Genomic DNA, 26,516 nt, shown 5'->3' with positions numbered 1-26,516 from the left:
GGATCACCGATGACCCTTCCCTCCGACCTCGCCGACCGTCTCGGCCTCGCCCCCGGCGCACGAGCGATCATCCTCAACGCGGATGACTTCGGCATGTGCCATGCGGCGAACACCGCCATCGTCGACCTCCTGGACGCCGGCCGGATCGACTCGGCGACCGTGATGGTGCCATGCTCGTGGTCCCCGGAGGCGCTCGCCTTCGCCGCCTCCCGCCCTGACCTCGACATCGGTGTGCATCTCGTGCTCACGAGCGAATGGTCTCGCTACCGGTGGCGGCCGCTCACCGGCACGGACACGAGCCTGGTCGACGCGGCGGGCTTCTTCCCGATGGACGTCGCGTCCGTCGAGCAGGCGGCGTCGGAGGAGGACGTGGCAGTCGAGCTCGCCGCCCAGCTGCAGGCCGCGCTCGATGCCGGTGTCGATGTGACGCACCTCGACAATCACATGGGCTCCGTCTACGGACTCGTGACCGGACGCGACTTCCTCCGTCCGGTGTTCGAGCTCGCCGCGCGTCACGGGCTTCCGTTCCGGTTGCCGCGCAGCATGGACGGCGTGGGCGAGGACGCGGCCCTGCAGGCGACGCTCGATGCCGCAGCTGCCGCGGCCGATGCATCCGGGGTCGTGATCATCGACAGGTTGTGGTCGCATCCGTTCCCGCTCCTCGGGGAGGGCACGCCGGAGGAGGAGACCTACGAGCAGGTACGGGACGGCTTCATCGCCCTGTTGCGCGCCGTTCCGGCCGGCGTGACCGAGATCTACCTGCATCCGATGGTCGACGACGAGGAGCTGCGGTCAGCGGTCGACTTCAGCGCGACGAAGCGCGGCTATGAGCTGAGACTGCTCCGCGACCCCGCTGTGCTGCAGGCGATCGAGGATGAGGCGCTCGTGCGCGTCGGCTGGCGCGCCCTGCGTGACGTGCAGCGGGCAGGCGTCCGATGACCTCGGTGGGCGAGCGCCTGCGCGACCGCCGTCTCGACGCGGCTCCGACCCGACGGCAGGCGATCGCGTTCGGAGCCTCCGGCTTCCCGACGCAGCTCATGGCGCAGACCTTCTCCGCATTCGTCGTCTACTTCTACGTCTCGCACCTCGCGGTGCCGGCAGGGTGGGTGGCCGTGGCGATGATCGCCCACGGCATCCTGAACGCGGTGTTGAACCCCGTCGTGGGGGCGATCTCCGACCGGCTGCGCACCCCCTGGGGCCGTCGCATCCCGTGGGTCGGGCTGGGCATCGTGCCGCTCGTCGTCGCGTTCACGCTGGTGTGGATGCCGCCCGAACTTCCCGTCGCCGGTCTCATCGTCTGGTTCCTCGTCGTCGTGGCCGTGTACGACATCGCCTTCGTCGTCGTGGTGCTGAACATCTCGGCACTGTTCCCCGAGATCTTCCGCACCACGGAGGAGCGCGCCCGCGGCAACGTCCCCCGGCAGATCTTCGCGATTCTCGGCATGGTCCTCGGCACGGCTGGCGCCCCCGCCCTGTACGGGGCTCTCGGATGGCCGGGTATGGCGCTCGTGCTCGGCGCGGTCTGCCTGGTGCTGCTCGCGTGGTCGTTCTTCGGCGGGATGATCGAGCGCCGGGTGCCCGAGGCGGCGTCGGAAGCCATGCGGTGGAAGGATCAGCTGACCTACACCTTCCGCAACCGGGCGTTCGTCCCCTACGTGCTGGGCTCGCTGTTCGTCCAGACCTCGATCGCGGTCATCCTGGCCGCGGTCCCCTTCTACGTGCGGTACTCGCTGCACGCCGAGGAAGGGGAGGGGAGTCTGCTCCTCGGGGCGATCTTCGTCACGGCGATCCCCTCGATCGTGCTGTGGAGCGCGGTCGTCCGTCGCACGTCACCGCGCACCGCCGTGCTGTGGAGCGTCGCGGTGTTCGGCGTCGCCGTGCTTGGCTACCTCGCGCCGTCGACCGTGCTCGGGGCGTCGCTGGTCGGAGTCGCCGTGGGGGTCGGCGTCGGCGGACTGCTGCAGCTGCTCGAGGTGATGCTCGCGCAGATCATCGATGACGATGCCGTGCGCACCGGGCACCGACGGGAGGGCGCCTACTTCGGAGTGAACGGTTTCGTGGTGCGCGGTTCGGTCGTACTGCAGGCGGTCGTGGCCGCGGTGGTGCTGACGGCTTCGGGGTTCGACGCCACGCTCGGCGATGCCCAGCCCGAAAGCGTCGACGGGGGTATCCGTCTGATGCTCGCGGTCATCCCGCTCGGATTCACCGCCCTCGCGTGGCTGTGCTTCTGGCTCTATCCGATCCGCACCCGCGACCTCTGAGCCCTAGAGGGACGCCGCCTTCCGCGCCTCCCAGCCCGTGCGCACCATCTCGTCGACGGTGTATCGCATGGTCCAGTCGAGGTCGCGCGCGGCGAGCTCCCCGGTGGCCACGATGCGGTCGGGGTCGCCAGGACGGCGGGGTCCGATCTCGGGGGTGAAGTCGATGCCGGTGACTCGGGCGACGGCATCCATGATCTGCGTGACGCTGAGGCCGTCGCCGGATCCGAGGTTGTATGCGGTCTCGATCGGTCGTCCGTCGGCGAGGCGCTGGGCGGCGGCGACGTGCGCTGCCGCGATGTCGCCGACGTGCACGTAGTCGCGCACGTTGGTGCCGTCCTCGGTGTCGTAGTCGTCGCCGAAGATCTTCGGCGTCCTGCCCTCGAGCAGTGCTTCGAACACGATCGGGAAGAGGTTGTGCGGGCTCACGTCGTAGACCGTGGGGTCGGCCGAACCCACGACGTTGAAGTACCGCAGCGAGGTGTGGCGCAGCGGGTGTGCGGAGTCGGCCGTCGCGATCGCCTGGTCGCGCAGCAGCCATTCCCCGATGAGCTTCGACTCTCCGTACGGACTGGCCGGCTTCTTCGCCGTGTCCTCGACGACCAGCGCGACATCAGGAGTGCCGAAGACGGCGGCCGAGGAGGAGAACACGATGTTCGAGACGCCCGTGGCCTCCATGGCCTCGAGGATGATCCGGGTGCCCTCGACGTTCTGGGCATAGGTGTGCAGGGGGCGCTGCACCGACACGCCCGCGTACTTGTACCCGGCGACGTGGATCACGCCTTCCGCGTCGTGGTCGCGCAGCGCTTTCTCGACGAGTGCGCGGTCGAGGATGCTGCCCCGCACGAACGGGACGCCCTCGGGGACGAACGGTGCGACCCCGCTGGACAGGTCGTCGAGGACGACGGGGGTCATCCCCGCGCTCGCGAGGGCGCGGACGACGTGGGCACCGATGTAGCCGGCACCGCCGGTGACGATCCAGGACACTGCATTCCTCTCCTGCCGCGGAATCTTCGCGGCCCGATGGCTCATTCTGTCAGGCGTCGCGGTGAGGTCCTGCAGAAGGGGTGACGGTGAACAGGTGCGGTGCCGCGAACCGGGCCGCGACGAAGGCCGCGTTCACCGCTGCGGACACGGTCTCGACGGCATCTTTTTCGATCAACGCGATCGCCGCACCGCCGAAGCCGCCGCCGGTCATCCGCGCCCCCAGTGCCCCCGCCGCGAGTGCGGTGTCGACCGCGGTGTCGAGCTCGGGGGTCGAGATCTCGAAGTCGTCACGCATCGACGCGTGCGAGGCGATCAGCAGGTCGCCGATGGCCCGCGCGCCGTCCGTGCGGAGCGTATGCACCGTGTCGACTACGCGCTGGTTCTCCGTCACGACGTGCCGCACACGGCGGAAGGTCTCCTCGTCCAGTTGTTCGCGGGCGCGGGGCAGGTCAGCGATCGATACGTCGCGCAGTGCGGGCACCCCGAGGGCTGCGGCTCCGCGCTCGCAGGAGGCGCGACGATCGCGGTAGCCACCGGTGGAGTGGGCGTGCTTCACGCGCGTGTCGATCACGAGGATGGCGAGGCCCGCCTCGGCGATGCCGAGCGGCACGAGTTCGGTCTCGAGCGAACGGCAGTCGAGGAAGAGAGCGGTGTCGGGCGCTCCCAGCATGGACGCCATCTGGTCCATGATCCCGGTGGGTGCGCCGACGGCTTCGTTCTCCGCGCGTCGTCCGATCCGGGCGAGGGCTCTGCCGTCGAGGCCCGTGCCCCACAGCTCGTCGAGCGCGGAGGCCGTCGCTCCCTCGATCGCGGCGGAAGAGGAGAGTCCGGCTCCCACCGGCACATCGGAGGCGATCGCGATGTCGACACCACGGAACGGGCCGTCGCCGGTAGCGGCCTGGCGCAGCGCCCACGCGACGCCGAGCGGGTAGGCCACCCATTCGGGAACGGCCGGAGACGCGCCGGGCGCGGTCGGGAAGAGCCGGTCGAGTTCGTCGAGGCCGACCTCGACCGGATCGGAGGCGAAACGGGAGCTGACCCGCACGCGGCCGCGGTCGTCGTCGCGGCGGCCGACCGCGGCGAAGGTTCTCTGCGGGATGGCGAACGGCAGGACGAAGCCGTCGTTGTAGTCGGTGTGCTCGCCGATGAGGTTCACGCGGCCGGGCGCGGACCAGACACCGTCCGGTCGCCGTCCCGTGAGCTCGGTGTAGAGCGCTCGCGCGTCGTCGCGGGCCGTGGTCATGCGGATGCTCCTTCTCCGGTGGTGGTCGGCGACGCGCGCTCGATGGCCTCGCGCAGGCGAGCAGCCCCCGCTTCCGGCGGGACTTCGGCGGCCCAGGCCCACATCGCGGCCTCGGAGCCGGCCAGGAATTTCAGTTTGTCGGCGGCGCGGCGCGGACTCGTGAGCTGCAGGTGCAGGCGCACGGTGTCGCGTCCGACGTGCACCGGTGCCTGATGCCAGGCGGCGATGTAGGGGGTGGGGGAGTCGTAGAGGGCGTCGACGCCGCGCAGCAGGCGCAGGTAGAGCGGAGCCAGCTCGTCGCGCTCGGCCGCGGTCGTCTCGGCGAGGTCGGGAACGTGGCGGTGCGGCATCAGATGCACCTCGAGCGGCCAGCGGGCGGCGAACGGCACGAAGGCGGTCCAGTGCTCGCCGCGGAGGACGACGCGCTCCGACGCCTGCTCGGATTCGAGGATGTGCTGGAACAGGTCGGGGGCCGTCCGGTCGATCGACTCCAGGACGCGGGTGGTGCGGGGAGTCACGTACGGGTAGGCGTAGATCTGGCCGTGCGGATGCGGCAGGGTCACGCCGATCGCCTCGCCGCGGTTCTCGAAGGGGAAGATCTGCTCGATGCCGGGCAGTGTCGACAGGGCAGCGGTGCGGTCCGCCCAGGCCTCGATCACGGTGCGGGCGCGGGTCTCGGACTGCGTGCCAAAGGAGCCGGAGTGCTCGGGGCTGAAGCACACGACCTCGCAGCGTCCGACGGCGGCACGGGTGCGGCCGAGGCCCAGTGCGGAGAGGTCGTCCCGTCCGCGTGGTGCATTGGGCGCCTGGGGGGCACCGCCCACGGCTTCGCTGAGCGCGGGGCCGAACGCGGGGGAGCGGTTCTCGAACACCGCGACGTCGTATCGCGAAGGGACCTCGGACGGGTTCCCGGGGGTCTGCGGCGCCAGGGGGTCGGCGTCGGCGCCCGGCATCATCACGCGGTTCTGTCGATTCGCGGCCACCGTGATCCAGTCGCCGGTGAGCACGTCGAGGCGCATGGTCGCGGTGTCGGGGCGCGGGTCGAGCACGCGGGCGTCGACCGCCCGCTCGGCGCCCAGAGTCGTGCCGGGTTCGTCGTAGTAGAAGAGGTCGCGGCCGTCGGCGAGGGTGGTGGTGCGTTTGACGACGCCGGCGCCGAGGGCCTCGGTGCGCAACTCAGGAAGATCGTGCGTGTTCACGTAAACATGGTACGCGCAGGGCCGTGATAACGTCAACATGACGGAGTTGTGAACCGGTGGACGGAGAGACAGGGTGAGCGAGCGCGGCGAGGTCGAGGGCCTCAGGGCCGATCGGCGGCGCCCCTCCACGGGGCGCGTGTCGATGGCCATGGTCGCCGTCCGCGCCGGGGTCTCGGGACAGACTGTCTCGCGCGTCGTCAACGGCAGCCCGCGGGTCGACCCCGACACCCGTACCCGGGTCGAGCGTGCGATGGCGGAACTCGGCTATCGACCCCACCGCGCCGCTCGGGCGTTGCGCACCGGCCGTTCGCAGACCATCGGGCTCGTCGTCACCACCCTCGCCACGGTCGGCAACTCACGGATGCTGCAGGCCACCGCCGAAGCCGCGGCCGAACGCGGGTACGCCCTCACGCTCGTGACCGCTGCCGCCGATGTCGCCGAGGCCTTCGATCGACTCGCCGAGCAGGAGGTCGACGGTGCGATCGTGCTGAACGAGGCCTCGGCGCTCGTCCCCGGTGCACAGCCGCCCGCCGGACTGCGCCTGGTCGTGGTGGACGCCCCGACCGAAGCCGGGTTCGCGTCCGTGCACAGCGATCATGCCGGTGGTGCCTCCGCTGCCACGGCCCGACTGCTCGCTCTCGGCCACGACACGGTGCACCACCTCGCGGGACCAGCCGACTCCTTCGCCGCAATCGAGCGTGAGCGCGGATGGCGCGAGACCCTCGTGATCGCCGGAGTCCGCCCGCCCCCGGTGGTCCGCGGCGACTGGAGTGCGGACTCGGGGTATGCAGCGGGCGGGGAGTTGCGGGCGGCGTCCGCCGTCTTCTGCGCCAACGATCAGATGGCGCTCGGCCTGCTGCGCGCGCTCGCCGAAGCGGGGCGACGCGTGCCGGACGACGTCGGGGTCATCGGATTCGACGATGTGCCGGAGGCGGCGAACTACCGTCCTCCGCTGACCACGATCCGCCAGGACTTCGCGGCTCTCGCACACCGGGCCGTGTCGTCGCTCGTCGCGGCGATCGAGGGTGCTGCGGGAGATGCGGTGTCGGTCATCGTCCCGACGGAGCTCGTCGAGCGCGCCAGCACATCCTCGCGCTGACGCGTCCCTGCTCCCTCCTCCCCTTCCTCCCCGCCCCTCCCGCTCCTCCCGACACCTCCTCCTGTGTCGAGACCCCCTCCTGTCGTCGACGCCCCCTCCTGATGTCGTGCGCGCGAGGGGGTCTCGGCGCGCACGGGGGGCGTCGACGGAAGTGGTGAGGCAGGGCCGGGATCCCGGATCGAGGCGCGGGGCTGCCGAACCGGAGCGGGGCGCGGGGCCGCCGGGTCGGATTGCGTGGTTGCACTCGGGCGGAAGCTCATGACATGATCTCGGAAAGCGCTTTCCGGTCCTTCGGATCGGAACCACGACCAGCCGCCCGAGACAGAAACGGAACACCATGGCACAGGCGAACACCCGCGAGATCGGGATCATCATGAACGGCGTCTCGGGGCGCATGGGCTATCGGCAGCACCTCGTGCGCTCGATCCTCGCGATCCGCGATCAGGGCGGCATTGAGTTGTCCGACGGCTCCCGCATCACCGTGAAGCCGATCCTCGTCGGCCGCAACGAGTCCAAGCTCGCCGAGCTCGCCGCGAAGCACGGCATCGAGGACTGGACGACCGACCTCGACGCCGCGCTCGCTGACCCCCGGTGGGAGATCTACGCGGACTTCCTGGTGACCAAGGCGCGCGCCTCCGCGATCCGCAAGGCCATCGCCGCGGGCAAGGCGATCTACACCGAGAAGCCCACCGCCGAGTCGCTTGAGGAAGCACTCGAACTCGCGCGCCTCGCGAAGGAAGCCGGCGTGAAGACCGGGGTCGTGCATGACAAGCTCTACCTGCCGGGCCTGCAGAAGCTCAAGCGTCTGATCGACTCGGGCTTCTTCGGTCGCATCCTCTCGGTGCGCGGCGAGTTCGGGTACTGGGTCTTCGAGGGCGACTGGCAGCCCGCGCAGCGCCCGAGCTGGAACTACCGCACGGAAGACGGTGGCGGCATCATCACCGACATGTTCCCGCACTGGAACTACGTGCTGGAGAATCTCTTCGGCGAGGTCAAGAGCGTCTACGCGCAGGCGGCCGTGCACATCGGCGACCGCTGGGACGAGCAGGGCGAGTACTACACGGCGACGGCCGAGGACGCGGCCTACGGCATCTTCGAGATCGAGGGCGGCGTGATCGCCGAGATCAACTCCTCCTGGACCGTGCGCGTGAACCGGGACGAGCTCGTCGAGTTCCAGGTCGACGGCACCCACGGATCCGCGGTGGTCGGGCTGTTCGGCGCGAAGATCCAGCCCCGCAACGCCACCCCCAAGCCGGTGTGGAACCCTGATCTCGAAGACACCCGCGACTACGACGCGGACTGGCAACAGGTGCCGACCAACGATGTTTTCCTCAACGGCTTCCGCCAGCAGTGGGAGGAGTATCTGGTGTCGTACGTCGAGGGCACCGACTACCCGTTCGACCTGCTCGCGGGCGCCCGTGGAGTGCAGTTCGCCGAGGCCGGTCTGACCTCCAGCGCCGAGGGCCGCAAGATCGCCCTCGAGTCGTTGACCCTGGATTGAGGCGCACGATGGCCACGCTCCGACTCCTGCACCCGACAGGCGCGACCACCGACGTCGCTCTCAACGATGTCGGTGCCTGCACGCGTCCGACCGCACCGCTGCGGAGCCGCGTCGCATACGCCGCCGCACACGTCGTGCCCAAGGTGCACGCCGACAACACCCCCGGGCAGCCCGCCGACATCGACTGGGACGCCACGCTCGCGTTCCGCCGCAACGTGTTCTCCTGGGGGCTCGGCGTCGCCGATGCGATGGACACCGCGCAGCGCAACATGGGCTTGGACGCCGCGGCCACGCGGGAACTGATCGCTCGCAGTGCAGAAGTCGCCCGCGAGGAAGGCGGCTCGGTGGTGGTCGGCGTCAACACCGACCACATCGCCGAGTCGAGGATCTCCCTCGACCAGGTGATCACGGCCTACACCGAACAGCTGCACTTCGCCGAGGAGCACGGGGCCGGTCCTGTGCTGATGGCATCCCGGCACCTCGCCCGCGCGGCGACGGATGCCGCGGACTACCGTCGTGTGTACCGCGAGGTGCTGTCCCGGGCGACGACCCCCGTCGTGCTGCATTGGCTCGGAACCGCCTTCGACCCTGAGCTCGCCGGCTACTTCGGGGCAGACGGCTGGCAGGAGGCGTCCGAGGTGCTGCTGCAGATCATCGCCGAGAACCCGGGGAAGATCGCGGGAGTGAAGATGAGTCTGTTGAACGCGGAGTCCGAGATCTCGGTGCGCGCACGGCTTCCCGAAGGCGTGCGGATGTTCACGGGCGACGACTTCAACTACGTCCGTCTGATCGGGGGCACAGCGGAAGGGATGACGCCGGGCGACGACATGCACTCCGACGCCCTCCTCGGCGCGTTCGCGGCGATCACCCCGGTGGCTTCGGCGGCGATCCAGGCTCTGGACGCCGGTGACCAGGAGGAGTATCTGCGCATCCTGGGCCCGACCGAAGCGCTCAGCCGGCAGATCTTCGCCGCCCCCACGTTCTATTACAAGACGGGCGTGGCCTTCCTCGCCTGGCTGAACGGGCATCAGCCCGCGTTCCAGATGGTCGGTGGCCTGCATTCCGCGCGTAGCCTGCCGCATCTGAGTCGCATCGTCGAGCTTGCGAACACCTCGCTCGCGCTGGAGCAGCCCGACCTCGCGCAGGAACGGTGGCACCGCATGCTGCGCGTGAACGGAGTGGACGCATGAGCCCTTCTTCGCAGACCCCCGACCCGCGCCTGTCGATCAACCAGGCGACGATCAAGCATGCCGATCTCGCCACCGCGCTGCGGGTCACGGCCGACGCGGGGGTGCGATCGATCGGCCTCTGGCGGGAGCCCGTGCATGCGGTCGGCCTCGACGTCGCCGCGCGGATGCTGTCCGACTCGGGCCTGCGCTTCTCGACCCACTGCCGGGGCGGCTTCTTCACCCTGCCGGCCGGTGCGGACCGGGAAACGGCGTTGGATGACAACCGCAGGGCGATCGAGGAGACCGCAACGCTGGCCGCGGCCGGTGCGGAAGGCTCGACCGCCGTGCTCGTGCTCGTCGCGGGCGGATTGCCTGCGGGATCACGCGACCTGATCGGAGCGCGGGAGCGGGTGCGCGATGCGATCGGTGGCCTCGCTCCCGAGGCGGAGGCGGCGGGGGTGACGCTCGCGATCGAGCCGCTGCATCCGATGTACGCGTCGGATCGCGCCGTCATCTCGACGCTCGGGCACGCACTCGACATCGCCGCTGACTTCGCGCCCGAGGTGGTCGGGGCCGCCGTCGACACGTTCCACATCTGGTGGGATCCGCAGGTGCTCGAACAGATCGCGCGGGCGGGCAGGGAGAACCGGATCGCGACCTATCAGGTGTGCGACTGGAAGACGCCCCTCGCCGCCGACGTGCTGCTCTCCCGGCACTACACAGGAGACGGGGTGATCGACTTCGGCTCACTCACCCGCGCGGTCGTCGCGACCGGGTACGACCGCGACATCGAGGTCGAGATCTTCAACGCCGAGATCTGGGCGGATGCCCCGGAGAGCGTCGTGCGCCGCACGGCGGAGACATTTGCGGCTGCCGTCTCTCCGCACCTCGCATGAGGTCCGATCCGGAGGTTCGGCGTACCACCTGTCGGGAGCGCGCACGGATGCAGGGCGCACGGGCGGCTTTCCGTCCGACATCCATGCATCGGCCCGACATCCGTGCATGGGGCGTCGGTGCGTCGGCGGGCCACCCGTGACCCCCGAGGTCGGCGCGGTACCGGGCGGGGAAGTAGGATCTGGGGCATGACAGAGCCCGCATCGTCGGCGGAGCGGCCGGCGCCGACCAGGGCCCAGCGTCACACGCGGGGACCCGCACCCACCCTGCACGACGTGGCTCGCGAGGCCGGTGTATCGCTTGCGACCGCCTCCCGTGTGCTCAACGGATCGGAGCGCAAGGTCGCCGAGTCGTTCCGTGAGCGTGTCGAAGCGGCGGCCGCGGAACTGGGCTACACCGCGAACGTCTCCGCCCAGGCGACCGCCCGTGGCACCTCGCCCGTCATCGCCCTGCTCGTCGCCGACATCGCCGACCCCTACTTCGGTCTGATCGCCTCGGGGGTGGCGCGCGGTGCCGACGAGCACGGGCTCGTCGTCACGGTCGCCATCACCGACCGTGACCCGGCCCGGAAGGCGCGCATCGTCCGAGCTCTGCGGGGTCAGCGGCCGCGGGGCCTGATCCTCGCCGCCTCCGGCACGCAGGACCCGATCGAGGCCGATGTCGCCCACGACCTCGCCGAGTTCTCGCGTCTGGGTGGCAGGGTGGTCGCCTTCGGGCCGGGCTCCGGCGTGGAGCGGAGTATCGAGATCGACAACCGCTCCGGAGCCGAGGCGCTGGGTCGACGGATGGCCGAGCGGGGGTATCGCTCGGCGATCGCGCTCGGTGCTGCCGAGGGCGTGTGGACCTCGGATGATCGTCTGGCCGGGTTCCGCGCCGGGTTCGAGGCTTCAGGAGGAGCTGTCGTGCGCACGCTGCGTGGCGGCTTCCTCCGTGAATCAGGCGCGGAGAGTATGGCCGCGGCGCTCGCCGATGGTGTGCCCACCGGCACCCTGGTCTTCGCGATCACCGATGTCGTCGCGATCGGCGCGATGTCCGCGATCCGCGACGCCGGTCGGGAGATCGGCGCCGACATCGCGGTCTGCGGCTTCGACGACGTGCCCGCGAGCAGCGACGTCTCCCCGGCATTGACGACGGTGCGTGTGCCGCTGAGCGAGGTCGGCTACCAGGCCTTCCGTGCGACGGTGGATGCGGACTGGGAGCAGGCGCCGCTGCCGCTCGACGTGGTCGTGCGCGCGAGCACCCCGGGAGTCCCGCGGTGACCCGGGTCGTGCTGGCCCCGGACAGCTTCAAAGGCACGATCACGGCAGCCGATGCCGCGGTGGCGCTCGCCGCAGGATGGGCGTCCGTCGACCCCGCGGCGGAGTTCGTGCACCGGCCCATGGCGGACGGCGGCGAGGGCACCGTGTCGGCGTTCGAGGCCGCGGTCCCGGGGGCCGTGCGGATGCCGGTCACGGTCGACGGGCCTGCGGGGCACCGGATCGATACCTCCTGGCTGCTGCTTCCCCCGACCGAGGATGCTCCCGCGGGGACGGCTGTCGTCGACCTCGGCTCGACATCGGGCATCGAGTTGCTGACGGAGCTGCGCCCCTGGGACGCGGACACCGCCGGGTTCGGGCAGGCCATGGCCGCCGCACTCGATCACGGGGTCTCGCGCCTCGTCGTCGGGATCGGCTCGAGCGCATCGACCGACGGCGGCACCGGCATGCTGTCGGCACTGGGGGCGCGGTTCCTCGATGCCGCGGGCGCTCCTGTCGCTCCGGGTGCACGGGGACTCGGAGACGTCGCCGCGGTCGACCTGTCCGGACTGCGCCCGGCTCCGGAGGTGCGCGTGCTCACCGACGTGACGAACCCGCTCGTCGGTCCGCGCGGGGCCGCCGCGGTGTTCGGCCCGCAGAAGGGACTGCGCACCCCCGACGACATCGTCCTCGTCGACGACGGGCTGCGCCGGCTCGCTGCACTGCTCGGCGTCGATCCGGACGGCGCGGGGAACGGCGCGGCCGGAGGGACCGGTGCCGCCCTGGTGGTGTGGGGCGGAGTCCTCGCTCCCGGCGCATCCGAGGTCGCGGAACTCATCGGGTTGGCCGAGGCGATCGCCGATGCCGATGTGGTCATCACCGGGGAGGGGTCCTACGACGGGCAGTCCGGCGACGGCAAGGTGCCCTCCTACCTCGCGGGTCTCGCCGCTGAGGCCGGGACACGCGCGATGGTCGCGGCCGGTCGCATCACCGAGGATGCGGATACCGCGCTGTTCGCGGCATCCGCCTCACTCACCGAGCTGGCCGGCTCGTCCGACGCGGCCCTCGCCGAACCGGCGCGCTGGCTGCGCGAGGCCGGCGCCGTGCTGGCCCGTTCCGCCGCAGCCTGAGACGTCGCCCGCGTGGGTCAGTCGCCGAGTGCGGCCGACACGACAGCGCGTGCCTCCGCCTGGACCTCCGCGAGGTGCTCGGGGCCGCGCAGGCTCTCGGCGTAGAGCTTGTAGACGTCTTCCGTGCCGGACGGGCGCGCCGCGAACCAGGCGTGCTCCGTCTGCACCTTGAGACCTCCGATCGCCGCACCGTTGCCGGGCGCGTGTGAGAGCTTCGCCGTGACCTCCTCGCCGGCGAGGGTGGTGGCCGTCACCGACTCGGGGGCGAGCTTTCCGAGCGTCGCCTTCTGCTCCGGTGTCGCGGGGGCGTCGACCCGCTGGTATGCCGAGGCGCCGAAGGCCTCCTCCAGCTCGGCGTACCGCTCCGAGGGCGTCTTGCCCGTGACGGCGATGATCTCGGCGGCCAGCAGGCACAGCAGGATGCCGTCCTTGTCGGTCGACCACACGGAGCCGTCCTTGCGGAGGAAGGACGCTCCGGCCGACTCCTCGCCGCCGAACGCGACCGAGCCGTCGAGGAGTCCGGGGACGAACCACTTGAACCCGACCGGGACTTCCAGCAGGCGGCGACCGAGCGATTCGGCGACGCGGTCGATGATCATCGACGACACGAGCGTCTTCCCGATCGCGGCATCGCGGGGCCAGTCCTGCCGATGCGAGAACAGGTAGTCGATCGCGACGGCCAGGTAATGGTTCGGGTTCATCAGCCCGGCGTCCGGGGTGACGATGCCGTGCCGGTCGGCATCCGCGTCGTTCCCCGTCAGTACGTCGTAGTCGCCCTTCTTCGCGACCAGCGACGCCATGGCCGACGGTGACGACGGATCCATCCGGATCTTCTCGTCCCAGTCCAAGGTCATGAAGCGCCAGGTCGGGTCGACCTCGGGGTTCACCACGTCCAGGTCGAGGTCGTGCATCTCGGCGATGAGCGCCCAGTACTCCACGGACGCTCCGCCCAGAGGGTCGGCGCCGATGCGCACCCCGGCCGTGCGGATCGCGTCGAGGTCGATGATGGACGGCAGATCCCGCACATACTCCTCGCGGAAGTCGTAGCCGGTGAGGGCATCCCAGTCGATGTCGGCGAAGCGCTCGAGCTTCACTCCCTCGAGCCCCGCGGCGATCAGGGCGTTCGCGCGGTCGGCGATCCATCCGGTGGCGTCGGTGTCGGCGGGTCCTCCGTGCGGCGGGTTGTACTTGAAGCCGCCGTCGCGGGGTGGGTTGTGCGACGGGGTCACGACGATGCCGTCCGCACGACCGGGGTCGTCGGCTGCGCGTCCGCGGTTGTAGGTCAGGATCGCGTGGCTGAGCGCGGGGGTCGGCACCCACGAGTCGCGGGCATCGACCCGCACGTCCACACCGTTCGCGAGCAGCACCTCGATGGCGCTGCGCTCGGCGGGCAGGGAGAGCGCGTGCGTGTCCCGACCGAGGAACAGTGGACCCGTGATGCCCTGGGCTGCGCGGTAGTCCACGATCGCCTGCGTCGTGGCGAGGATGTGATTCTCGTTGAAGCTGTTCGACAGGGAGGAACCGCGATGCCCGCTGGTCCCGAAGACGACGCGCTCGGCCGCGACCTCGGGGTTCGGTGTGCGGTCGTAGTAGGCGGCGATCAGTTCGTCGACGTCGATCAGGTCACTTTCCTCCGCAGGGAGGCCGGCACGGCTGGTCATCCTCTCAGTCTGCCCCCTGATGGGCGGGATCGCACCCGAGAAGTCATGCGTATCTCCGTCGTCGCGGCGAGGGCTAAGGTGAAACCCGTGACTGAACGCCGCACCTACAGCTATCTCGGCCCAGCCGGAACCTTCACGGAGGCGGCGCTCGATCAGGTGGCGGAGGCTCGCGGCCAGACCTGGCGCCCCGTGCACAACGTGGGTGAGGCGCTGGCCGACGTGCTCGAGGGCCGCAGCGATGCCGCCATGATCGCGATCGAGAACTCCATCGAGGGCGGTGTCTCCACCACGCAGGATGCGCTGGCGACCCTGCCGGGCCTGCGCATCATCGGTGAGTACCTGGTGCGGGTGAACTTCGTGCTCGTCGCCCCGCGTGGCACGACGCTCGACCACGTCGAGGTGATCGCGGCGCACCCCGTCGCCTACGCGCAGTGTCATGGCTGGCTCGGTGAGCACCTGCCCTCGCACTCGCACGTGCCGGCCTCGAGCAACGTGGCGTCGGCGATCGGCGTCCTCGACGGCACCCTCGCCGCGCAGGCGGCGATCGCGGCCCCGGGTATCGTGAGCCACTACGACGTCGACGTGCTCGCGGAGGGCATCGGCGACAACGCGCAGGCCGTGACCCGCTTCGTGCTGGTCACCCGGACGACCCGTTCCCCCGAGCCCACCGGCGCCGACAAGACCTCCCTGATCGTGGAGCTCCCGCACGATCACCCCGGTTCGCTCCTCGAGATGCTGGAGCAGTTCTCGACCCGCGGGATCAACCTCTCGCTCATCGAGTCGCGGCCGATCGGCGACGAACTCGGTCGCTACCGGTTCGTGATCGACGCGGACGGACACATCGAGCACGAGCGCATGGCCGACGCGCTGCTCGGCATCCGGCGCTTCAGCCCGCGCGTGGTGTTCCTCGGCTCCTACCCGCGTGCGGATCGCCAGATCGTGCAGTACCCCGACCGCTACTCGGACGACGTGTTCGTCGAGGCGCGCGACTGGCTGCGCGGCATCCTCTCCGGCGAGCCCGAGGTCTGACCCCCGCACCCCCGCACCAGTGAGGCTGTTGCGGGATCGAAAACGCGCCTCCGGGACGTCACGGAGGCGCGTTTTTCATCCCGCACGAGCGGGACTCGGGATCAATGCTCCTGGAAGCGTGGCCAGTCGCTGCCGGGAGCCATGCGCGCGTGCAGGGCGCCCTTCGCGGAAGCGAGGCTGGGATAGGTGCTGGCTTCGGCATCCGCTTCCGCCATCGTGACGTGGTATCCGTCGTCGTCGTGCCGGATGCTGCCGACCACTCCGTTGCGTCCGTAAGCGACCCAGAGTGCGAGCGTCTTGGTGGTGCTCATCCTCGGACCCCCTTTCTGCCGTCAGGGTACGCCGATCTGTGTGTTGTCGACACCCCTTGACGGGATCCGCGGCGCGGTTGCGGGATCGATAACGCACCTCCGCTGGCCGGTCGAGGAGCGTTGCTGATCCCGCACGGGAGGACGCGGGTGTCAGCGCGAGGAGATCGCCCGGCGGATGAGGGAGACGAGGGCGGCGCCGTCGTCCCGCAAGTCGAGCTCGGTGACGCGGATCACGATCCACCCGGCGGCTTCGAGGTCGCGCTGTCGACGGATGTCGGTGCGCCACTGCTCGCGGCTCGTGCGGTGTCCGTCTCCTTCGTACTCGATCGCGATGCGCCACTGCGGATAGGCGAGGTCGACGCGGGCGATCGCCCGTCCGGCGGCCCGGACGACGTGCTGGATCTCCGGCTCGGGAAGCCCTGCGTCGACCAGCAGCATCCTGGTCTCGGTCTCCTTCGGTGACTCGACTCCTCCGCGCACTCGGGGGAGAGCCCTGCGGATGCGCCCGCACCCGGGGAAGCGCCCCCACTCGTGGAGGCGCTGTTCGATCCTCTCGACGTCCACCGAAGGTCTGCCCTCGTGGAGGCCGGGGTAGTTGTCGGCCGCGGTGATCAGGGCCTCCAGGGCGACGGTCATCGGCACACGGGTCAGCTCCGCGGCGCAGAGGAAGAGCGCAGCCACGGGGTCGACCACCGGTACCCTTCCGATCTCCCAGGAGTGTGCTCGCCCCGACGCGATGCGACGACCGCGGATGCCGCCGGTGCGTGGGGGAGAGTGGCCCGTGTCCACTGCGATGTCCAAGGGTTCGGCCGTCGTCCAGCGAACCGGGAAGGGGATTCCCCAGAGCCGCAGCGCCGTCCGTCCGGCGAAACGCTGGCCCGGTCGCAACCGCGGCACGTAGCACTCCACGTGCTCGACGAAGCTGGCGGGCGCCTCCGCAGCGCGGACACCTGCATACGGCCGGATGAGATCGCGCGCGGAGTGCCGCTTGCGCCCGACTCCGGACGCTTCGGCATCGCGGACGGAGAAGTGCGCGCCGAGCTCGGCGGGGAGGGGGATCCGGTGTCGCATCCGCCCATGGTCGCTCGCGAGCTTCCGCTCCGTCCCGCCCTCCAGCCTTGCGCTCCGGCATCTGTGGACAACTGTCGCCTGTGGAGAGCGCCCGCTCCGGCTGCGGGATCAAAAACGCGCCTCCGGGTGCCCGGGAAGGCGCGTTTTTGATCCCGCAACCGAGCGGGGGGGGGGACGGGGGGGGACGGGGGGGACGGGGGGAGCGGGGGACGGGTCAGGCGGCGGCGATGAGTTCCAGGGACTGGGCTCGGCCGAGGGGGGAGTCCTTCGGCTCGGACTCGTACGCACCGGCGACCGGGGACAGCATGACCTCGTCGACACCGTGGCGCTCGGCGAAGCCGCGGACCTCTGCGGCCACGCTCTCTCCGGTGCCGACGAACCAGCGGGAGCGGGCGGCTTGGACGACCTCATCCGTGGTGGCGTCTGTCTCCGCGGCGAGTGCCTCCTCGACGGTCTCGAGCGCTCCCAGGGGCTGGTTCAGCCGCAGCCGTGCCATCATCCGCAGTTGCGGGAGCGCACGAGCTTCCGCTTCCTCCGAGGTGGGCGCGGCGACCGCGTTCACCGTGAGGAAGGTCTGGGGCTCCGGGCGCTCCTCGCTCGGACGGTAGCCCGTGCGGTACAGGTCGAGCGCGCGCTCGAGGCCCTGTCCCGAGAAGTGGTTCGCGAAGACGTAGGGGAGTCCGTGGGAAGCCGCGAGCTGGGCGGAGTAGTCGCTCGATCCGAGCAGCCACACCTCGGGGGACCCGGTCGCCGCCGGGGTCGCGCGCACGGTGTACTCGCCGCCCGAGGTGAACCGCACGGTGGCGCCGTCGCCCGAGAGGAGCGCGGCGATGTCCTGGACGTGACGGGGGAACTGCTCGACGTCACTCGTGGTGCCGGAGCCGCGGAGCAATTGCGTGATCACGGGGTCGCTGCCGGGGGCGCGACCGAGGCCGAGGTCGATGCGTCCCGGGGCGATGGCCTCGAGCGCCGCGAACTGCTCGGCCACGATGAGGGGCGCGTGGTTGGGCAGCATCACACCACCGGATCCGAGTCGCAGGCGCGTCGTGCGCGTCGCCGCAGCGGCGATCAGCACCGGGGGTGTGGTGGACGCGACCGCCGGCATGTTGTGGTGCTCGGCGAACCAGTAGCGGCGGTAGCCGAGGCGGTCGGCGGTCTCGGCGAGGGACAGGGAGGAGGCGATGGCCTCGGCGCTCGTCTGGCCGGTGCGCACCGGGACGAGATCGAGGACGGAGAGAGCTGTAGCGGACATCCTCTCCTGCAACGTCTCGCGGGGTGGCGTCATTCCCCCCGGTAGCGTTGCCGTATGGAAGCAGGCATCTTCTACGTCCTCGTCGGGTCCGTCGCCGTGGCCGCGTTCGCGCGTTGGAGAGGATGGCCGGCACCGCTGCTCGTGACCGTCGTGGCGCTCGCCGCGTCGTTCCTGCCGTTCGTGCCCGAGCTGGACATCGACGGACACCTGCTGCTCAGCCTGGTGCTGCCGCCACTGCTGTACTCAGCCGCGCTCGACGTGTCGTTCGTCGGCTTCCGGCGCAGCCTGCCGCAGATCCGTCGGCTCGGGATCTGGCTCGTGCTGCTCACCGCCGTCGCCGTGGGGTTCGTGGCGTGGTGGCTCCTGCCCTCGCTCACCCTTCCCGGCGCGCTGCTGCTCGGTGCGATCGTGGCTCCGCCGGATGCGGTGTCGGCCGCGGCGATCGGCCGTCGCCTCGGACTGCCCCGGCGCATCATGACCGTGCTCTCCGGCGAGAGCCTGATCAACGACGCGACCTCCCTCACGCTCTACCGGGTGTTCGCGGCCATCCTCGCCGGTGCGACGCTGACGGTCTGGGACGGCATCTGGCAGTTCCTCCTGGCGGTCGGCGTCGGCGTCGGCATCGGTCTGGTGTTCGGAGTCGTCCTGCACCAGCTGCGCACCCGCATCAGCGACCCGGTGGTGATCGGCACGTTCGGGCTCCTCGCCCCGTTCGGTGCCTACGCGATCGCCGAGCACCTGCTCGGATCCGGGGTGCTCGCGGTCGTCGCGATGGGGCTCTACGTCGGCTACAACTCGCCGCGCACCGACTACACCACGCGGCAGCAGGAGAAGCCGCTGTGGCTCTCGGCCGACCTGCTGCTGGAGAGCTTCGTATTCGCCTACATCGGTCTGCAGTTCCCGCGTGTGCTCAACGACCTGAGCAGCGAGTCGGTCGGGCGGATCCTGCTCCTGTCGGGAGCGGTGTTGCTCGTGGTGCTGATCGTGCGACCGCTCTACATCTATCCGACCAGCGCATGGGCGAACTTCCAGGATCGCCGACGGCTCGAACGCTGGGATCGCGGCGTCGAGACCGAGCAGTTCGAGAAACGACACAAGAAGTCCCGTCGCTGGGGGGACTACTCCACCGACGAGTTGCGCAGCCATATCGTGCGCGAGCGGATGGCAGGGCTGCAGCTCAGCTGGAAGGACAGTGCCGTCATCTCCTGGGCGGGGATGCGCGGTGTGGTGACCCTCGCGATCGCGGTCGCCGCCGCCGACCTCGCGACCCTCGACACCGAGGCGTCGCATGCCATCGTCGTCGTCGCCTTCATCGTGACCGTCGGCACGCTGCTGATCCAGGGGCTCACCCTCCCGCTGCTGATCCGCGGTCTCGGAATCGCGAGCGACGTCGACGAGGAAGAGGACCGGGAGGCGCTCGCCGCCGTCCGGGAGAAGAGTCGCGAGGCCGGCAAGGCCTACCTCGCGACGAAGCGTGTCGAATGGGAGGCGAAGTACGGCGAGGTCGACCTCGGGATCTTCGACGCGTTCACCAAGCGGATGACCCGGGTCGAGAAGGACACGGACGAGGTGCAGAAGGTGGAGGATTCCGCGAGTCGGCCCTCGCACGAGGACCTCGTCGCCCTGACGAAGGGCTGGCTGCAGGTGCGGCGCGAGATCCTGCTCGCCGAGCGGGATGCGGGCAACCTCGACGAGGAGGTCATGCGCGAGCTGATCGCCGCGATGGATGCCGAGGAGCTCGCGCTCGACACCCGGGGTGCCACGCGTCCGCAGAGCCGCGCCTGAGTGCCGGACGACGGAGCGCCCCGTCCCGGAGGGGGGCGGGGCGCTCTGCGTGAGGCGGAACCGCGGTCAGCGGGCGCCGACCGGCTCCTTGTCGGAGGAGGTGTCCGCTTCCGGGGCGCCCTCGTCGTCTCCGGAGTCGTCTCCGGAGTCGTCGGCGAAGGGGAGGCCTTCGCGCGGAGCGTTGTAGAGCTCCTCGTTCAGGATGCCTTCGCGCTTGGCGACGATCGTCGGGATCAGTGCCTGGCCGGCCACGTTGACCGCGGTGCGGCCCATGTCGAGGATCGGGTCGATCGCGAGCAGGAGTCCGACGCCCTCGAGCGGCAGGCCGAGAGTCGACAGTGTCAGGGTGAGCATCACGACGGCGCCCGTGGTGCCGGCGGTGGCTGCGGAGCCGACGACCGAGACGATCACGATCAGCAGGTACTGCACGAAGTTCAGCTCGATGCCGAAGAACTGGGCGACGAAGATCGCGGCGATGGCGGGGTAGATCGCCGCGCAGCCGTCCATCTTGGTGGTCGCACCGAGCGGGACGGCGAACGACGCGTACGAGCGGGGGACGCCGAGGTTGCGCTCGGTGACGCGCTCGGTGAGGGGCAGCGTGCCGATCGACGAGCGGCTGACGAAGGCGAGCTGCACGGCCGGCCAGACACCGGAGAAGTACTGCTTGATCGACAGGCCGTGCGTACGCACCAGGACCGGGTAGACGACGAAGAGCACCAGCGCGAGGCCGATGTAGACCGCAGCCGCGAACCAGCCGAGGGAGGCCAGCTTCTCCCAGCCGTACTTGATCACGGCCGAGCCGATGAGGCCGAAGGTGCCGATCGGGGCGATGCGGATGATCCACCACAGCACGCGCTGGATGACCTTCAGCAGCGACTCGGTGAAGATGAGGAACGGCTCGGCCTTCTTGCCGGCCTTGAGAGCGGCGATGCCGACGACGGCCGCCACCACGATGACCTGCAGGATGTTGAAGCCGACGTTCGACGAGAAGGTGCCCTCGACAGCGCCGGGCGAGGTGCTGACGGTGAGGCCGAGGAAGTTCTGCGGGATCAGACCGAGGAGGAAGTTCCACCAGGTGCCGACCGTGTACGGGTCGCCGGGCTCGAGGCCGTCACCGGCGCGGTTGCCGGGCTGGATCACGAGGCCGAGGACGATACCGATGATGACGGCGATGAAGGCGGTGATCGCGAACCAGAGGATCGTCTGACCGGCCAGGCGGGCAGCGTTCTGCACCCGGCGCAGGTTCGAGATGCTGGCGACGATCGCCGTGAAGATCAGCGGGACGACGGCGGCACGCAGCAGCGTGACGTACGAGCTGCCGATCGTGTCGAGGGTCGCGGACAGGCCGGTCGGGTTCTCGGCGGTGGCGCCGAATTGGCGGCCGATCAGACCGGCGGCGATGCCGAGGACGAGGGCGGCGAGGATCTGGAAGCCGAACGACGTCAGCAGCTTCCGGACCGGTCCGCGGGTGTCAGGCGCCTTCTGCGCGCGTGCGGTGGTGCTCATGGGGTGGGGACTCCAGGATCGCGGTGCGCCGGGTGCGCGCCATGAGGCTCAACGCTAGGACTCCCTGGGAATTCCCTGGGTGGATATGACGAAGGATGACGCGGTTCCTTCCGATGATCGTCGGCTCAGCGGGGACCGTCGGCACGCGCGTCCGTCGCCGGATCGAACCACCTGAGGTCGGGGAACCGGCCGAATCCGCGGTCACGCGTGGCGAGGCGTGCACCGTTCGCCAGAGTCAACGCGGCGATATACGCGTCGGGGACGAGGTTTCCGCGGATGCCCTGGTCGACCGCGGTGAGAGTTTCGAGCCGGTTCCAGGACGGTGCGCCGGCCGTGAGCCAGTGGGTGCGCGGAGCGGCGACGAGGCTGTGGGCGAAGGCCATCGCGGCGTCGATCGGTGCGGGCACGGTGGTGATCCGGGGGTGGGTGACGATGCGGACGAATCCGCTGAGGATCGTGTCGGAGACGCCGATCGCTTCGCGGGTCAGGGTCTGGTTGAGCCAGGGTGCGTAGGTCTGATGCTCTGCGGAGTCGGCGCGGAATGCGTAGACGAGGATGTTGACGTCGGGAACGATCATCGGATCGAGGTCTCTTCCAGTGCGTCCCACAGAGCGTCACGGTCGTCGATGTTGACGAGGAAGCGTGATGTGCGCGGGTCGCCGAAGGTCGGCAGGGGCTCGCTGGGCGCAGGGGATGGACGCTTCGCCAGGTGCTCGCGGAGGGCCTCTTCGATGAAGCTCGTGAAGGTCAGGCCCTCTGCGGCTGCGCGTGCCTTGGCTTCGGTCGCGAGTGCCTCGGAGAGATTCAACGTGGTGCGCATACAGATGAGCATACGCGTGTGCGCAGACATCTGCTCGGGTCAGCGCGAGGTGAGCACCAGCAGGTCGCCGACCTCGCAGTCGAGCGCTTCGCAGATCGCCCGCAGGGTCGAGTAGCGGATGGCGCGGGCGCGGTCGTTCTTGAGCACCGACAGGTTCACGATGCTCACCCCGACCGTGGCGCTGAGCTCCGTGAGGGTCATGCCTCGGTCGGCGAGCAGCTCGTCGAGCCGGCAGTGGATGCCGGTGAACTCGTCGTCGCTCTCCGCCGGGCTCACACCAGTCCCTCCGTCTCCTTCTGGAGCGCCGCCTTCTCCTGTTGGAGACGGATGCCGCGGCGGAACGCGACGGCGATCAGGCCGACGGTCACCCCGGTGGCGAAGATCGGCGCGATGGTCCAGAACTCGATCGGATGCACGGGCTCTCCGTCACCGATGCCGAGCGCGGTGGTCACGCCGTTGCGTCCCATCGTCTCGAGCATGACGATCAGGATGGGGGCGGCGACGAGTGTCCAGCCGATCACGTCGAAGGCACGTGCGTTTCCGCGAACGAAGAAGCGTCCGCGGAGGAAGTTCCAGGCGACCAGCGTCACTGGCGCGATGATCAGGACAGCTGCGAGAGTCCACAGAGCGATGGCGGCGATGATGGCGGTGACCGACACCACGTTCACATCGGTCGCGAAGACCATCGCATCCTGCGCGATGCCCTCGATGGAGAGGGCGCCGGAGTCGGTCGTCGCGGAGATCGGCTGCTCGTCGATCGGGATCGACCACGCGATTCCGGAGTCGCGGAAAGTGCTGCCGATGCGGAGCACCGTGGCGATGACAACCGTGATGAGCGCCGCGGCGGCGTAGACGATCACGGTGATGGCATCTGCCGTTTCGGAGCGGGTGGGGGTGGCGGTGCTGAGCATCAGACGAGTCCTTCCGTGTCACGTTCGAGGCGCCGACCGATCTCGAAGACACCGGCGATGAGGGCGAGGGCGAACGCCCAGCCGACCGGGGCGAGGTCGAACTGCACCAGCAGGGTCCACAGCACGTCCTCGACGCCGGGATCCGCGGCGGCCAGGTCTTGGACGACCATCGCCCGCCCGATCCCGCCGGCCAGCTGCCCGAGGAGCGCTCCGGCGAGCATCAGGCAGGCGGCGAGGCCGAAGATCCACCCGAGCGACGCACGGAAAGGTCGCGAGCGGATGAGGGACACCCCAAGCCACCAGACGCCCGCGCACAGTGCCATCGTGGCGAGTGCCGGGAGTGCGACCTCGAGGAGCAGCATCCAGCGGGCGCCGGTGGTCATCGTCGAGAACGTGACGAGGGCGGAGTCGACCGTTGCCGCGCTCACACCGGAGACGTCATCGAGTGCGGTCAGGTCGACGTCGTGGACCGGCATGAGCACCGCAGGCGCCGCGCCGAACATCTCGAACGCGGCGGAGGCGACCGCGAAGATCGCGCCGATCCCGACGCTCACGGCGCCGGTGGCGATGAGTCCGAGGGCGATCCCGTCGGCGAGTGAGGGGCGTCCTTGTCTGGTGAGCATCGCTGTCTCCTTGACGTTGGTTGTTATCGACATTCGTTAACATAACGACTGTCGATAACTCGGTCAACCCCCGGTATGCCCACGGCGAACACGGGCATACGCGCCCGATGTGGTGGTTACTCTCGATGTACAAGCGCTTCACGCGTCTTCGCCCCGTGCGAATAAGGAGTCACAGCATGTTCGAGAGATTCACGGACCGAGCCCGTCGAGTGGTCGTCCTCGCCCAAGAAGAGGCGAAGATGCTCAACCACAACTACATCGGGACCGAGCACATCCTGCTCGGCCTCATCCACGAGGGTGAAGGCGTCGCCGCCAAGGCCCTCGAGAGCCTCGGCATCTCCCTCGACGCCGTGCGCGAGCAGGTGCAGGACATCATCGGCCAGGGTCAGCAGCAGCCGACCGGGCACATCCCGTTCACCCCTCGTGCCAAGAAGGTGCTCGAGCTCAGCCTCCGCGAGGCCCTGCAGCTCGGCCACAACTACATCGGCACGGAGCACATCCTGCTCGGCCTCATCCGCGAGGGCGAGGGCGTCGCCGCTCAGGTGCTCGTCAAGCTCGGTGCCGACCTCAACAAGGTCCGCCAGCAGGTCATCCAGCTGCTCTCCGGTGCCCCCGGGCGCGAGCCGGCCTCCGTCGGCGCGCAGACGAACGACTCGCCGGCCGGTGCCCAGGGCGGCTCCGCCGTGCTCGACCAGTTCGGACGCAACCTCACGCAGGCCGCACGCGACAACAAGCTCGACCCGGTCATCGGGCGCGAGAAGGAGGCGGAGCGGGTCATGCAGATCCTCTCCCGGCGCTCCAAGAACAACCCCGTCCTGATCGGTGAGCCCGGCGTCGGCAAGACCGCCGTCGTCGAGGGCCTGGCCCAGGCGATCGTCAAGGGCGATGTGCCCGAGACGCTGAAGGACAAGCAGCTCTACTCGCTCGACCTCGGCTCGCTCATCGCCGGTTCCCGCTACCGCGGTGACTTCGAGGAGCGCCTGAAGAAGGTCACCAAGGAGATCCGCACGCGTGGCGACATCATCGTCTTCATCGACGAGATCCACACCCTCGTCGGTGCGGGTGCCGCCGAAGGGGCGATCGACGCGGCCAGCATCCTGAAGCCGCTCCTCGCCCGTGGCGAGCTGCAGACGATCGGTGCCACGACGCTCGACGAGTACCGCAAGCACTTCGAGAAGGATGCCGCGCTCGAGCGTCGCTTCCAGCCGGTGCAGGTCAACGAGCCGACGCTGCCGCACGCGATCAACATCCTCAAGGGGCTGCGCGACCGCTACGAGGCGCACCACAAGGTGCAGATCACCGATGGCGCCATCGTGGCCGCGGCGAACCTCGCCGACCGCTACGTCTCCGACCGCTTCCTTCCGGACAAGGCCATCGACCTGATCGACGAGGCCGGCGCACGCCTGCGTCTGTCGATCCTGTCGAGCCCGCCCGAGCTGCGGGAGTTCGACGAGAAGATCGCCGCCGTGCGCGAGCAGAAGGAGATCGCGTCCGAGGAGCAGGACTTCGAGAAGGCCGCCTCCCTGCGCGATGAGGAGAAGAGCCTCCTCGCCGAGCGTCTCCGCCTCGAGAAGCAGTGGCGTGCCGGCGACGTCGCGACCTCCGCGGTCGTCGACGAGGGTCTGATCGCCGAGGTGCTCGCTCAGGCCACCGGCATCCCCGTCTTCAAGCTCACGGAAGAGGAGTCCAGCCGACTCGTCTTCATGGAGAAGGCCCTGCACCAGCGCGTCATCGGTCAGGAGGAGGCGATCGCCGCTCTCTCCAAGACGATCCGCCGTCAGCGTGCCGGTCTCAAGGACCCGAAGCGTCCTTCGGGCTCGTTCATCTTCGCCGGCCCCACGGGTGTCGGAAAGACCGAGCTCGCCAAGGCCCTCGCCGAGTTCCTGTTCGACGACGAGGCCGCGCTGATCTCCCTCGACATGAGCGAGTTCGGCGAGAAGCACACCGTCTCGCGTCTGTTCGGCGCCCCTCCCGGGTTCGTCGGATTCGAAGAGGGCGGCCAGCTCACCGAGAAGGTGCGGCGCAAGCCGTTCAGCGTGGTGCTCTTCGATGAGATCGAGAAGGCCCACCCCGACATCTTCAACTCGCTGCTGCAGATCCTCGAAGAGGGTCGGCTCACCGACGGTCAGGGTCGGATCGTGGACTTCAAGAACACGGTCATCATCATGACCACCAACCTCGGTGCCCGTGACATCGCAGGCGGCCCCGTCGGCTTCCAGATCGAGGGCAACGACTCGACCAGCTACGACCGGATGAAGGGCAAGGTGAACGAAGAGCTCAAGCGGCACTTCAAGCCCGAGTTCCTGAACCGTGTCGACGACATCATCGTGTTCCCGCAGCTCTCGAAGGAGGAGCTGGTGCAGATCGTGGATCTGTTCACCAAGCGCCTCGGCGAGCGTCTGCTGGACCGCGACATGACGATCGAGCTGTCGCAGGCCGCCAAGGAGCGTCTGATCGAGATCGGCTTCGACCCGGCGCTCGGCGCCCGACCGCTGCGTCGCGCGATGCAGCACGAGGTCGAGGACCGTCTGTCCGAGAAGATCCTCCACGGCGAGCTCAACTCGGGTGACCACGTGAAGGTCGATGCGAAGGACGGGCAGTTCCTGTTCGAGCACGGCCCGCGCGGCGAGAAGGTCGCGGTCGGCGTCAACACCGGTGGCGGTGCGATCGCCGGCACTCCCGACCTGGCGGTCGCCAGCGGCGAGTAAGTCAGACAGAACCACAGAAGGGGCGGATGCTGCGGCATCCGCCCCTTTTTGTGTCCCGGTCCCTCCTGCGAAAACCCAGACGGGGTGCGATCGCCCGGGCGCGTCATACTCACGACGCGCCGCA

At 69.6% G+C, this 26,516-nt stretch carries 24 protein-coding genes; 11 read left to right on the top strand and 13 right to left on the bottom strand.

Annotation, left to right across the window (positions count from 1 at the left end):
• The first annotated feature begins 9 nt into the window (after nucleotides 1–9).
• The gene (locus ACLF6J_RS15295; RefSeq protein ID WP_131494353.1) at nucleotides 10–939 is read left to right on the top strand and encodes a polysaccharide deacetylase family protein; all 930 of its coding nucleotides are present in this window, start codon (nucleotides 10–12) and stop codon (nucleotides 937–939) included.
• Entirely contained in the window at nucleotides 936–2,261 is a 1,326-nt protein-coding gene (locus ACLF6J_RS15290) for an MFS transporter (protein ID WP_134352277.1), read from the top strand. Before ACLF6J_RS15295 ends, ACLF6J_RS15290 begins: the two co-directional genes overlap by 4 nt.
• Before the next feature lie 3 nt (nucleotides 2,262–2,264).
• Here the strand turns inward: ACLF6J_RS15290 and galE are convergent, their stop codons facing one another.
• The 3 genes from galE to galT are packed head-to-tail and all read right to left on the bottom strand — an operon-like array spanning nucleotide 2,265 to nucleotide 5,687.
• Complete coding sequence (galE, locus tag ACLF6J_RS15285; RefSeq protein WP_131494351.1) at nucleotides 2,265–3,245, bottom strand: UDP-glucose 4-epimerase GalE; 981 nt, start codon at nucleotides 3,243–3,245, stop codon at nucleotides 2,265–2,267.
• Nucleotides 3,246–3,294: 49 nt separating this feature from the next.
• On the bottom strand, nucleotides 3,295–4,488 hold the full coding sequence (gene galK, locus ACLF6J_RS15280) for a galactokinase (protein WP_134352276.1): 1,194 nt from the start codon (nucleotides 4,486–4,488) through the stop codon (nucleotides 3,295–3,297).
• Entirely contained in the window at nucleotides 4,485–5,687 is a 1,203-nt protein-coding gene (galT, locus tag ACLF6J_RS15275) for a galactose-1-phosphate uridylyltransferase (protein ID WP_134352275.1), read from the bottom strand. Before galT ends, galK begins: the two co-directional genes overlap by 4 nt.
• Before the next feature lie 142 nt (nucleotides 5,688–5,829).
• Here galT and ACLF6J_RS15270 point away from each other — a divergent pair, with 142 nt between their 5' ends.
• From ACLF6J_RS15270 to ACLF6J_RS15245, 6 genes are all read left to right on the top strand, one after another.
• Nucleotides 5,830–6,786, top strand: coding sequence for a LacI family DNA-binding transcriptional regulator (locus ACLF6J_RS15270; protein ID WP_134353895.1), 957 nt, complete (start codon nucleotides 5,830–5,832; stop codon nucleotides 6,784–6,786).
• A gap of 337 nt (nucleotides 6,787–7,123) precedes the next feature.
• A complete protein-coding gene (locus tag ACLF6J_RS15265) occupies nucleotides 7,124–8,287 on the top strand; it encodes a Gfo/Idh/MocA family protein (protein ID WP_134352274.1) in 1,164 nt (387 codons plus the stop codon).
• Nucleotides 8,288–8,295: 8 nt separating this feature from the next.
• Entirely contained in the window at nucleotides 8,296–9,477 is a 1,182-nt protein-coding gene (locus ACLF6J_RS15260; protein WP_134352273.1) for a dihydrodipicolinate synthase family protein, read from the top strand.
• A complete protein-coding gene (locus tag ACLF6J_RS15255; protein ID WP_134352272.1) occupies nucleotides 9,474–10,352 on the top strand; it encodes a sugar phosphate isomerase/epimerase family protein in 879 nt (292 codons plus the stop codon). The genes ACLF6J_RS15260 and ACLF6J_RS15255 overlap by 4 nt, the downstream gene beginning before the upstream one ends.
• 186 nt (nucleotides 10,353–10,538) lie before the next feature.
• Nucleotides 10,539–11,609, top strand: coding sequence for a LacI family DNA-binding transcriptional regulator (locus ACLF6J_RS15250; protein ID WP_081996904.1), 1,071 nt, complete (start codon nucleotides 10,539–10,541; stop codon nucleotides 11,607–11,609).
• On the top strand, nucleotides 11,606–12,715 hold the full coding sequence (locus ACLF6J_RS15245; RefSeq protein WP_134352271.1) for a glycerate kinase: 1,110 nt from the start codon (nucleotides 11,606–11,608) through the stop codon (nucleotides 12,713–12,715). The genes ACLF6J_RS15250 and ACLF6J_RS15245 overlap by 4 nt, the downstream gene beginning before the upstream one ends.
• A 17-nt stretch (nucleotides 12,716–12,732) precedes the next feature.
• Here the strand turns inward: ACLF6J_RS15245 and pgm are convergent, their stop codons facing one another.
• A complete protein-coding gene (gene pgm / locus ACLF6J_RS15240; RefSeq protein ID WP_134352270.1) occupies nucleotides 12,733–14,376 on the bottom strand; it encodes a phosphoglucomutase (alpha-D-glucose-1,6-bisphosphate-dependent) in 1,644 nt (547 codons plus the stop codon).
• A gap of 45 nt (nucleotides 14,377–14,421) precedes the next feature.
• On the opposite strand from pgm, the gene pheA reads away from it, so the two are divergent.
• Complete coding sequence (pheA, locus tag ACLF6J_RS15235; RefSeq protein WP_134352269.1) at nucleotides 14,422–15,405, top strand: prephenate dehydratase; 984 nt, start codon at nucleotides 14,422–14,424, stop codon at nucleotides 15,403–15,405.
• A gap of 101 nt (nucleotides 15,406–15,506) precedes the next feature.
• On the opposite strand, the gene ACLF6J_RS15230 is transcribed toward pheA, so the two are convergent.
• The 3 genes from ACLF6J_RS15230 to ACLF6J_RS15220 all read right to left on the bottom strand — a co-directional run bounded on the left by ACLF6J_RS15230 (nucleotide 15,507) and on the right by ACLF6J_RS15220 (nucleotide 18,039).
• Nucleotides 15,507–15,716 carry a hypothetical protein gene (locus tag ACLF6J_RS15230; protein ID WP_047520283.1) on the bottom strand — a complete coding sequence of 70 codons (210 nt, stop codon included), beginning with the start codon at nucleotides 15,714–15,716 and terminating at the stop codon, nucleotides 15,507–15,509.
• A gap of 150 nt (nucleotides 15,717–15,866) precedes the next feature.
• Nucleotides 15,867–16,787 carry an endonuclease domain-containing protein gene (locus ACLF6J_RS15225; RefSeq protein WP_134352268.1) on the bottom strand — a complete coding sequence of 307 codons (921 nt, stop codon included), beginning with the start codon at nucleotides 16,785–16,787 and terminating at the stop codon, nucleotides 15,867–15,869.
• A 214-nt stretch (nucleotides 16,788–17,001) separates the two neighbouring features.
• The gene (locus tag ACLF6J_RS15220) at nucleotides 17,002–18,039 is read right to left on the bottom strand and encodes an LLM class flavin-dependent oxidoreductase (protein ID WP_134352267.1); all 1,038 of its coding nucleotides are present in this window, start codon (nucleotides 18,037–18,039) and stop codon (nucleotides 17,002–17,004) included.
• A gap of 54 nt (nucleotides 18,040–18,093) precedes the next feature.
• Here ACLF6J_RS15220 and ACLF6J_RS15215 point away from each other — a divergent pair, with 54 nt between their 5' ends.
• Nucleotides 18,094–19,824, top strand: coding sequence for a cation:proton antiporter (locus tag ACLF6J_RS15215; protein ID WP_134352266.1), 1,731 nt, complete (start codon nucleotides 18,094–18,096; stop codon nucleotides 19,822–19,824).
• 66 nt (nucleotides 19,825–19,890) lie between these two features.
• Here ACLF6J_RS15215 and ACLF6J_RS15210 read toward each other — a convergent pair whose 3' ends face one another.
• The 6 genes from ACLF6J_RS15210 to ACLF6J_RS15185 all read right to left on the bottom strand — a co-directional run bounded on the left by ACLF6J_RS15210 (nucleotide 19,891) and on the right by ACLF6J_RS15185 (nucleotide 23,684).
• Nucleotides 19,891–21,330, bottom strand: a complete 1,440-nt coding sequence (locus tag ACLF6J_RS15210) for a dicarboxylate/amino acid:cation symporter (RefSeq protein ID WP_208526480.1) — start codon at nucleotides 21,328–21,330, stop codon at nucleotides 19,891–19,893.
• A 125-nt stretch (nucleotides 21,331–21,455) separates the two neighbouring features.
• Nucleotides 21,456–21,908 carry a TA system VapC family ribonuclease toxin gene (locus ACLF6J_RS15205; protein WP_134352265.1) on the bottom strand — a complete coding sequence of 151 codons (453 nt, stop codon included), beginning with the start codon at nucleotides 21,906–21,908 and terminating at the stop codon, nucleotides 21,456–21,458.
• A complete protein-coding gene (locus ACLF6J_RS15200; protein ID WP_134352264.1) occupies nucleotides 21,905–22,150 on the bottom strand; it encodes a CopG family transcriptional regulator in 246 nt (81 codons plus the stop codon). The genes ACLF6J_RS15205 and ACLF6J_RS15200 overlap by 4 nt, the downstream gene beginning before the upstream one ends.
• A 39-nt stretch (nucleotides 22,151–22,189) precedes the next feature.
• Nucleotides 22,190–22,426: a helix-turn-helix domain-containing protein gene (locus ACLF6J_RS15195; protein ID WP_134352263.1), complete on the bottom strand. Its 237-nt coding sequence runs from the start codon at nucleotides 22,424–22,426 to the stop codon at nucleotides 22,190–22,192.
• Nucleotides 22,423–23,061, bottom strand: a complete 639-nt coding sequence (locus ACLF6J_RS15190) for a hypothetical protein (protein WP_134352262.1) — start codon at nucleotides 23,059–23,061, stop codon at nucleotides 22,423–22,425. The genes ACLF6J_RS15195 and ACLF6J_RS15190 overlap by 4 nt, the downstream gene beginning before the upstream one ends.
• Complete coding sequence (locus ACLF6J_RS15185) at nucleotides 23,061–23,684, bottom strand: hypothetical protein (RefSeq protein WP_134352261.1); 624 nt, start codon at nucleotides 23,682–23,684, stop codon at nucleotides 23,061–23,063. The genes ACLF6J_RS15190 and ACLF6J_RS15185 overlap by 1 nt, the downstream gene beginning before the upstream one ends.
• Before the next feature lie 176 nt (nucleotides 23,685–23,860).
• Here ACLF6J_RS15185 and ACLF6J_RS15180 point away from each other — a divergent pair, with 176 nt between their 5' ends.
• Complete coding sequence (locus ACLF6J_RS15180) at nucleotides 23,861–26,392, top strand: ATP-dependent Clp protease ATP-binding subunit (RefSeq protein WP_047520266.1); 2,532 nt, start codon at nucleotides 23,861–23,863, stop codon at nucleotides 26,390–26,392.
• The last annotated feature ends 124 nt before the right edge of the window (nucleotides 26,393–26,516 follow it).

Source organism: Microbacterium sp. IO18, assembly GCF_049099505.1.
GTDB classification, from domain to species: domain Bacteria; phylum Actinomycetota; class Actinomycetes; order Actinomycetales; family Microbacteriaceae; genus Microbacterium; species Microbacterium aurugineum.
Note: the sequence above shows the minus strand (reverse complement) of the source record. Positions and strands in the feature narration are given on the sequence as shown.

Bases quoted from the DNA above. Each gene is read 5' to 3' on its own strand.
- pgm (WP_134352270.1), bottom strand. From the start codon at position 14,376: ATGACCAGCCGTGCCGGCCTCCCTGCGGAGGAAAGTGACCTGATCGAC.
- ACLF6J_RS15225 (WP_134352268.1), bottom strand. From the start codon at position 16,787: ATGCGACACCGGATCCCCCTCCCCGCCGAGCTCGGCGCGCACTTCTCC.
- ACLF6J_RS15185 (WP_134352261.1), bottom strand. From the start codon at position 23,684: ATGCTCACCAGACAAGGACGCCCCTCACTCGCCGACGGGATCGCCCTC.
- ACLF6J_RS15190 (WP_134352262.1), bottom strand. From the start codon at position 23,061: ATGCTCAGCACCGCCACCCCCACCCGCTCCGAAACGGCAGATGCCATC.
- ACLF6J_RS15180 (WP_047520266.1), top strand. From the start codon at position 23,861: ATGTTCGAGAGATTCACGGACCGAGCCCGTCGAGTGGTCGTCCTCGCC.
- ACLF6J_RS15205 (WP_134352265.1), bottom strand. From the start codon at position 21,908: ATGATCGTTCCCGACGTCAACATCCTCGTCTACGCATTCCGCGCCGAC.
- ACLF6J_RS15250 (WP_081996904.1), top strand. From the start codon at position 10,539: ATGACAGAGCCCGCATCGTCGGCGGAGCGGCCGGCGCCGACCAGGGCC.
- ACLF6J_RS15295 (WP_131494353.1), top strand. From the start codon at position 10: ATGACCCTTCCCTCCGACCTCGCCGACCGTCTCGGCCTCGCCCCCGGC.
- ACLF6J_RS15265 (WP_134352274.1), top strand. From the start codon at position 7,124: ATGGCACAGGCGAACACCCGCGAGATCGGGATCATCATGAACGGCGTC.
- ACLF6J_RS15255 (WP_134352272.1), top strand. From the start codon at position 9,474: ATGAGCCCTTCTTCGCAGACCCCCGACCCGCGCCTGTCGATCAACCAG.
- ACLF6J_RS15215 (WP_134352266.1), top strand. From the start codon at position 18,094: ATGGAAGCAGGCATCTTCTACGTCCTCGTCGGGTCCGTCGCCGTGGCC.
- ACLF6J_RS15290 (WP_134352277.1), top strand. From the start codon at position 936: ATGACCTCGGTGGGCGAGCGCCTGCGCGACCGCCGTCTCGACGCGGCT.
- ACLF6J_RS15210 (WP_208526480.1), bottom strand. From the start codon at position 21,330: ATGAGCACCACCGCACGCGCGCAGAAGGCGCCTGACACCCGCGGACCG.
- ACLF6J_RS15200 (WP_134352264.1), bottom strand. From the start codon at position 22,150: ATGCGCACCACGTTGAATCTCTCCGAGGCACTCGCGACCGAAGCCAAG.
- galK (WP_134352276.1), bottom strand. From the start codon at position 4,488: ATGACCACGGCCCGCGACGACGCGCGAGCGCTCTACACCGAGCTCACG.
- ACLF6J_RS15260 (WP_134352273.1), top strand. From the start codon at position 8,296: ATGGCCACGCTCCGACTCCTGCACCCGACAGGCGCGACCACCGACGTC.
- ACLF6J_RS15230 (WP_047520283.1), bottom strand. From the start codon at position 15,716: ATGAGCACCACCAAGACGCTCGCACTCTGGGTCGCTTACGGACGCAAC.
- pheA (WP_134352269.1), top strand. From the start codon at position 14,422: ATGCGTATCTCCGTCGTCGCGGCGAGGGCTAAGGTGAAACCCGTGACT.
- ACLF6J_RS15220 (WP_134352267.1), bottom strand. From the start codon at position 18,039: ATGTCCGCTACAGCTCTCTCCGTCCTCGATCTCGTCCCGGTGCGCACC.
- ACLF6J_RS15270 (WP_134353895.1), top strand. From the start codon at position 5,830: ATGGCCATGGTCGCCGTCCGCGCCGGGGTCTCGGGACAGACTGTCTCG.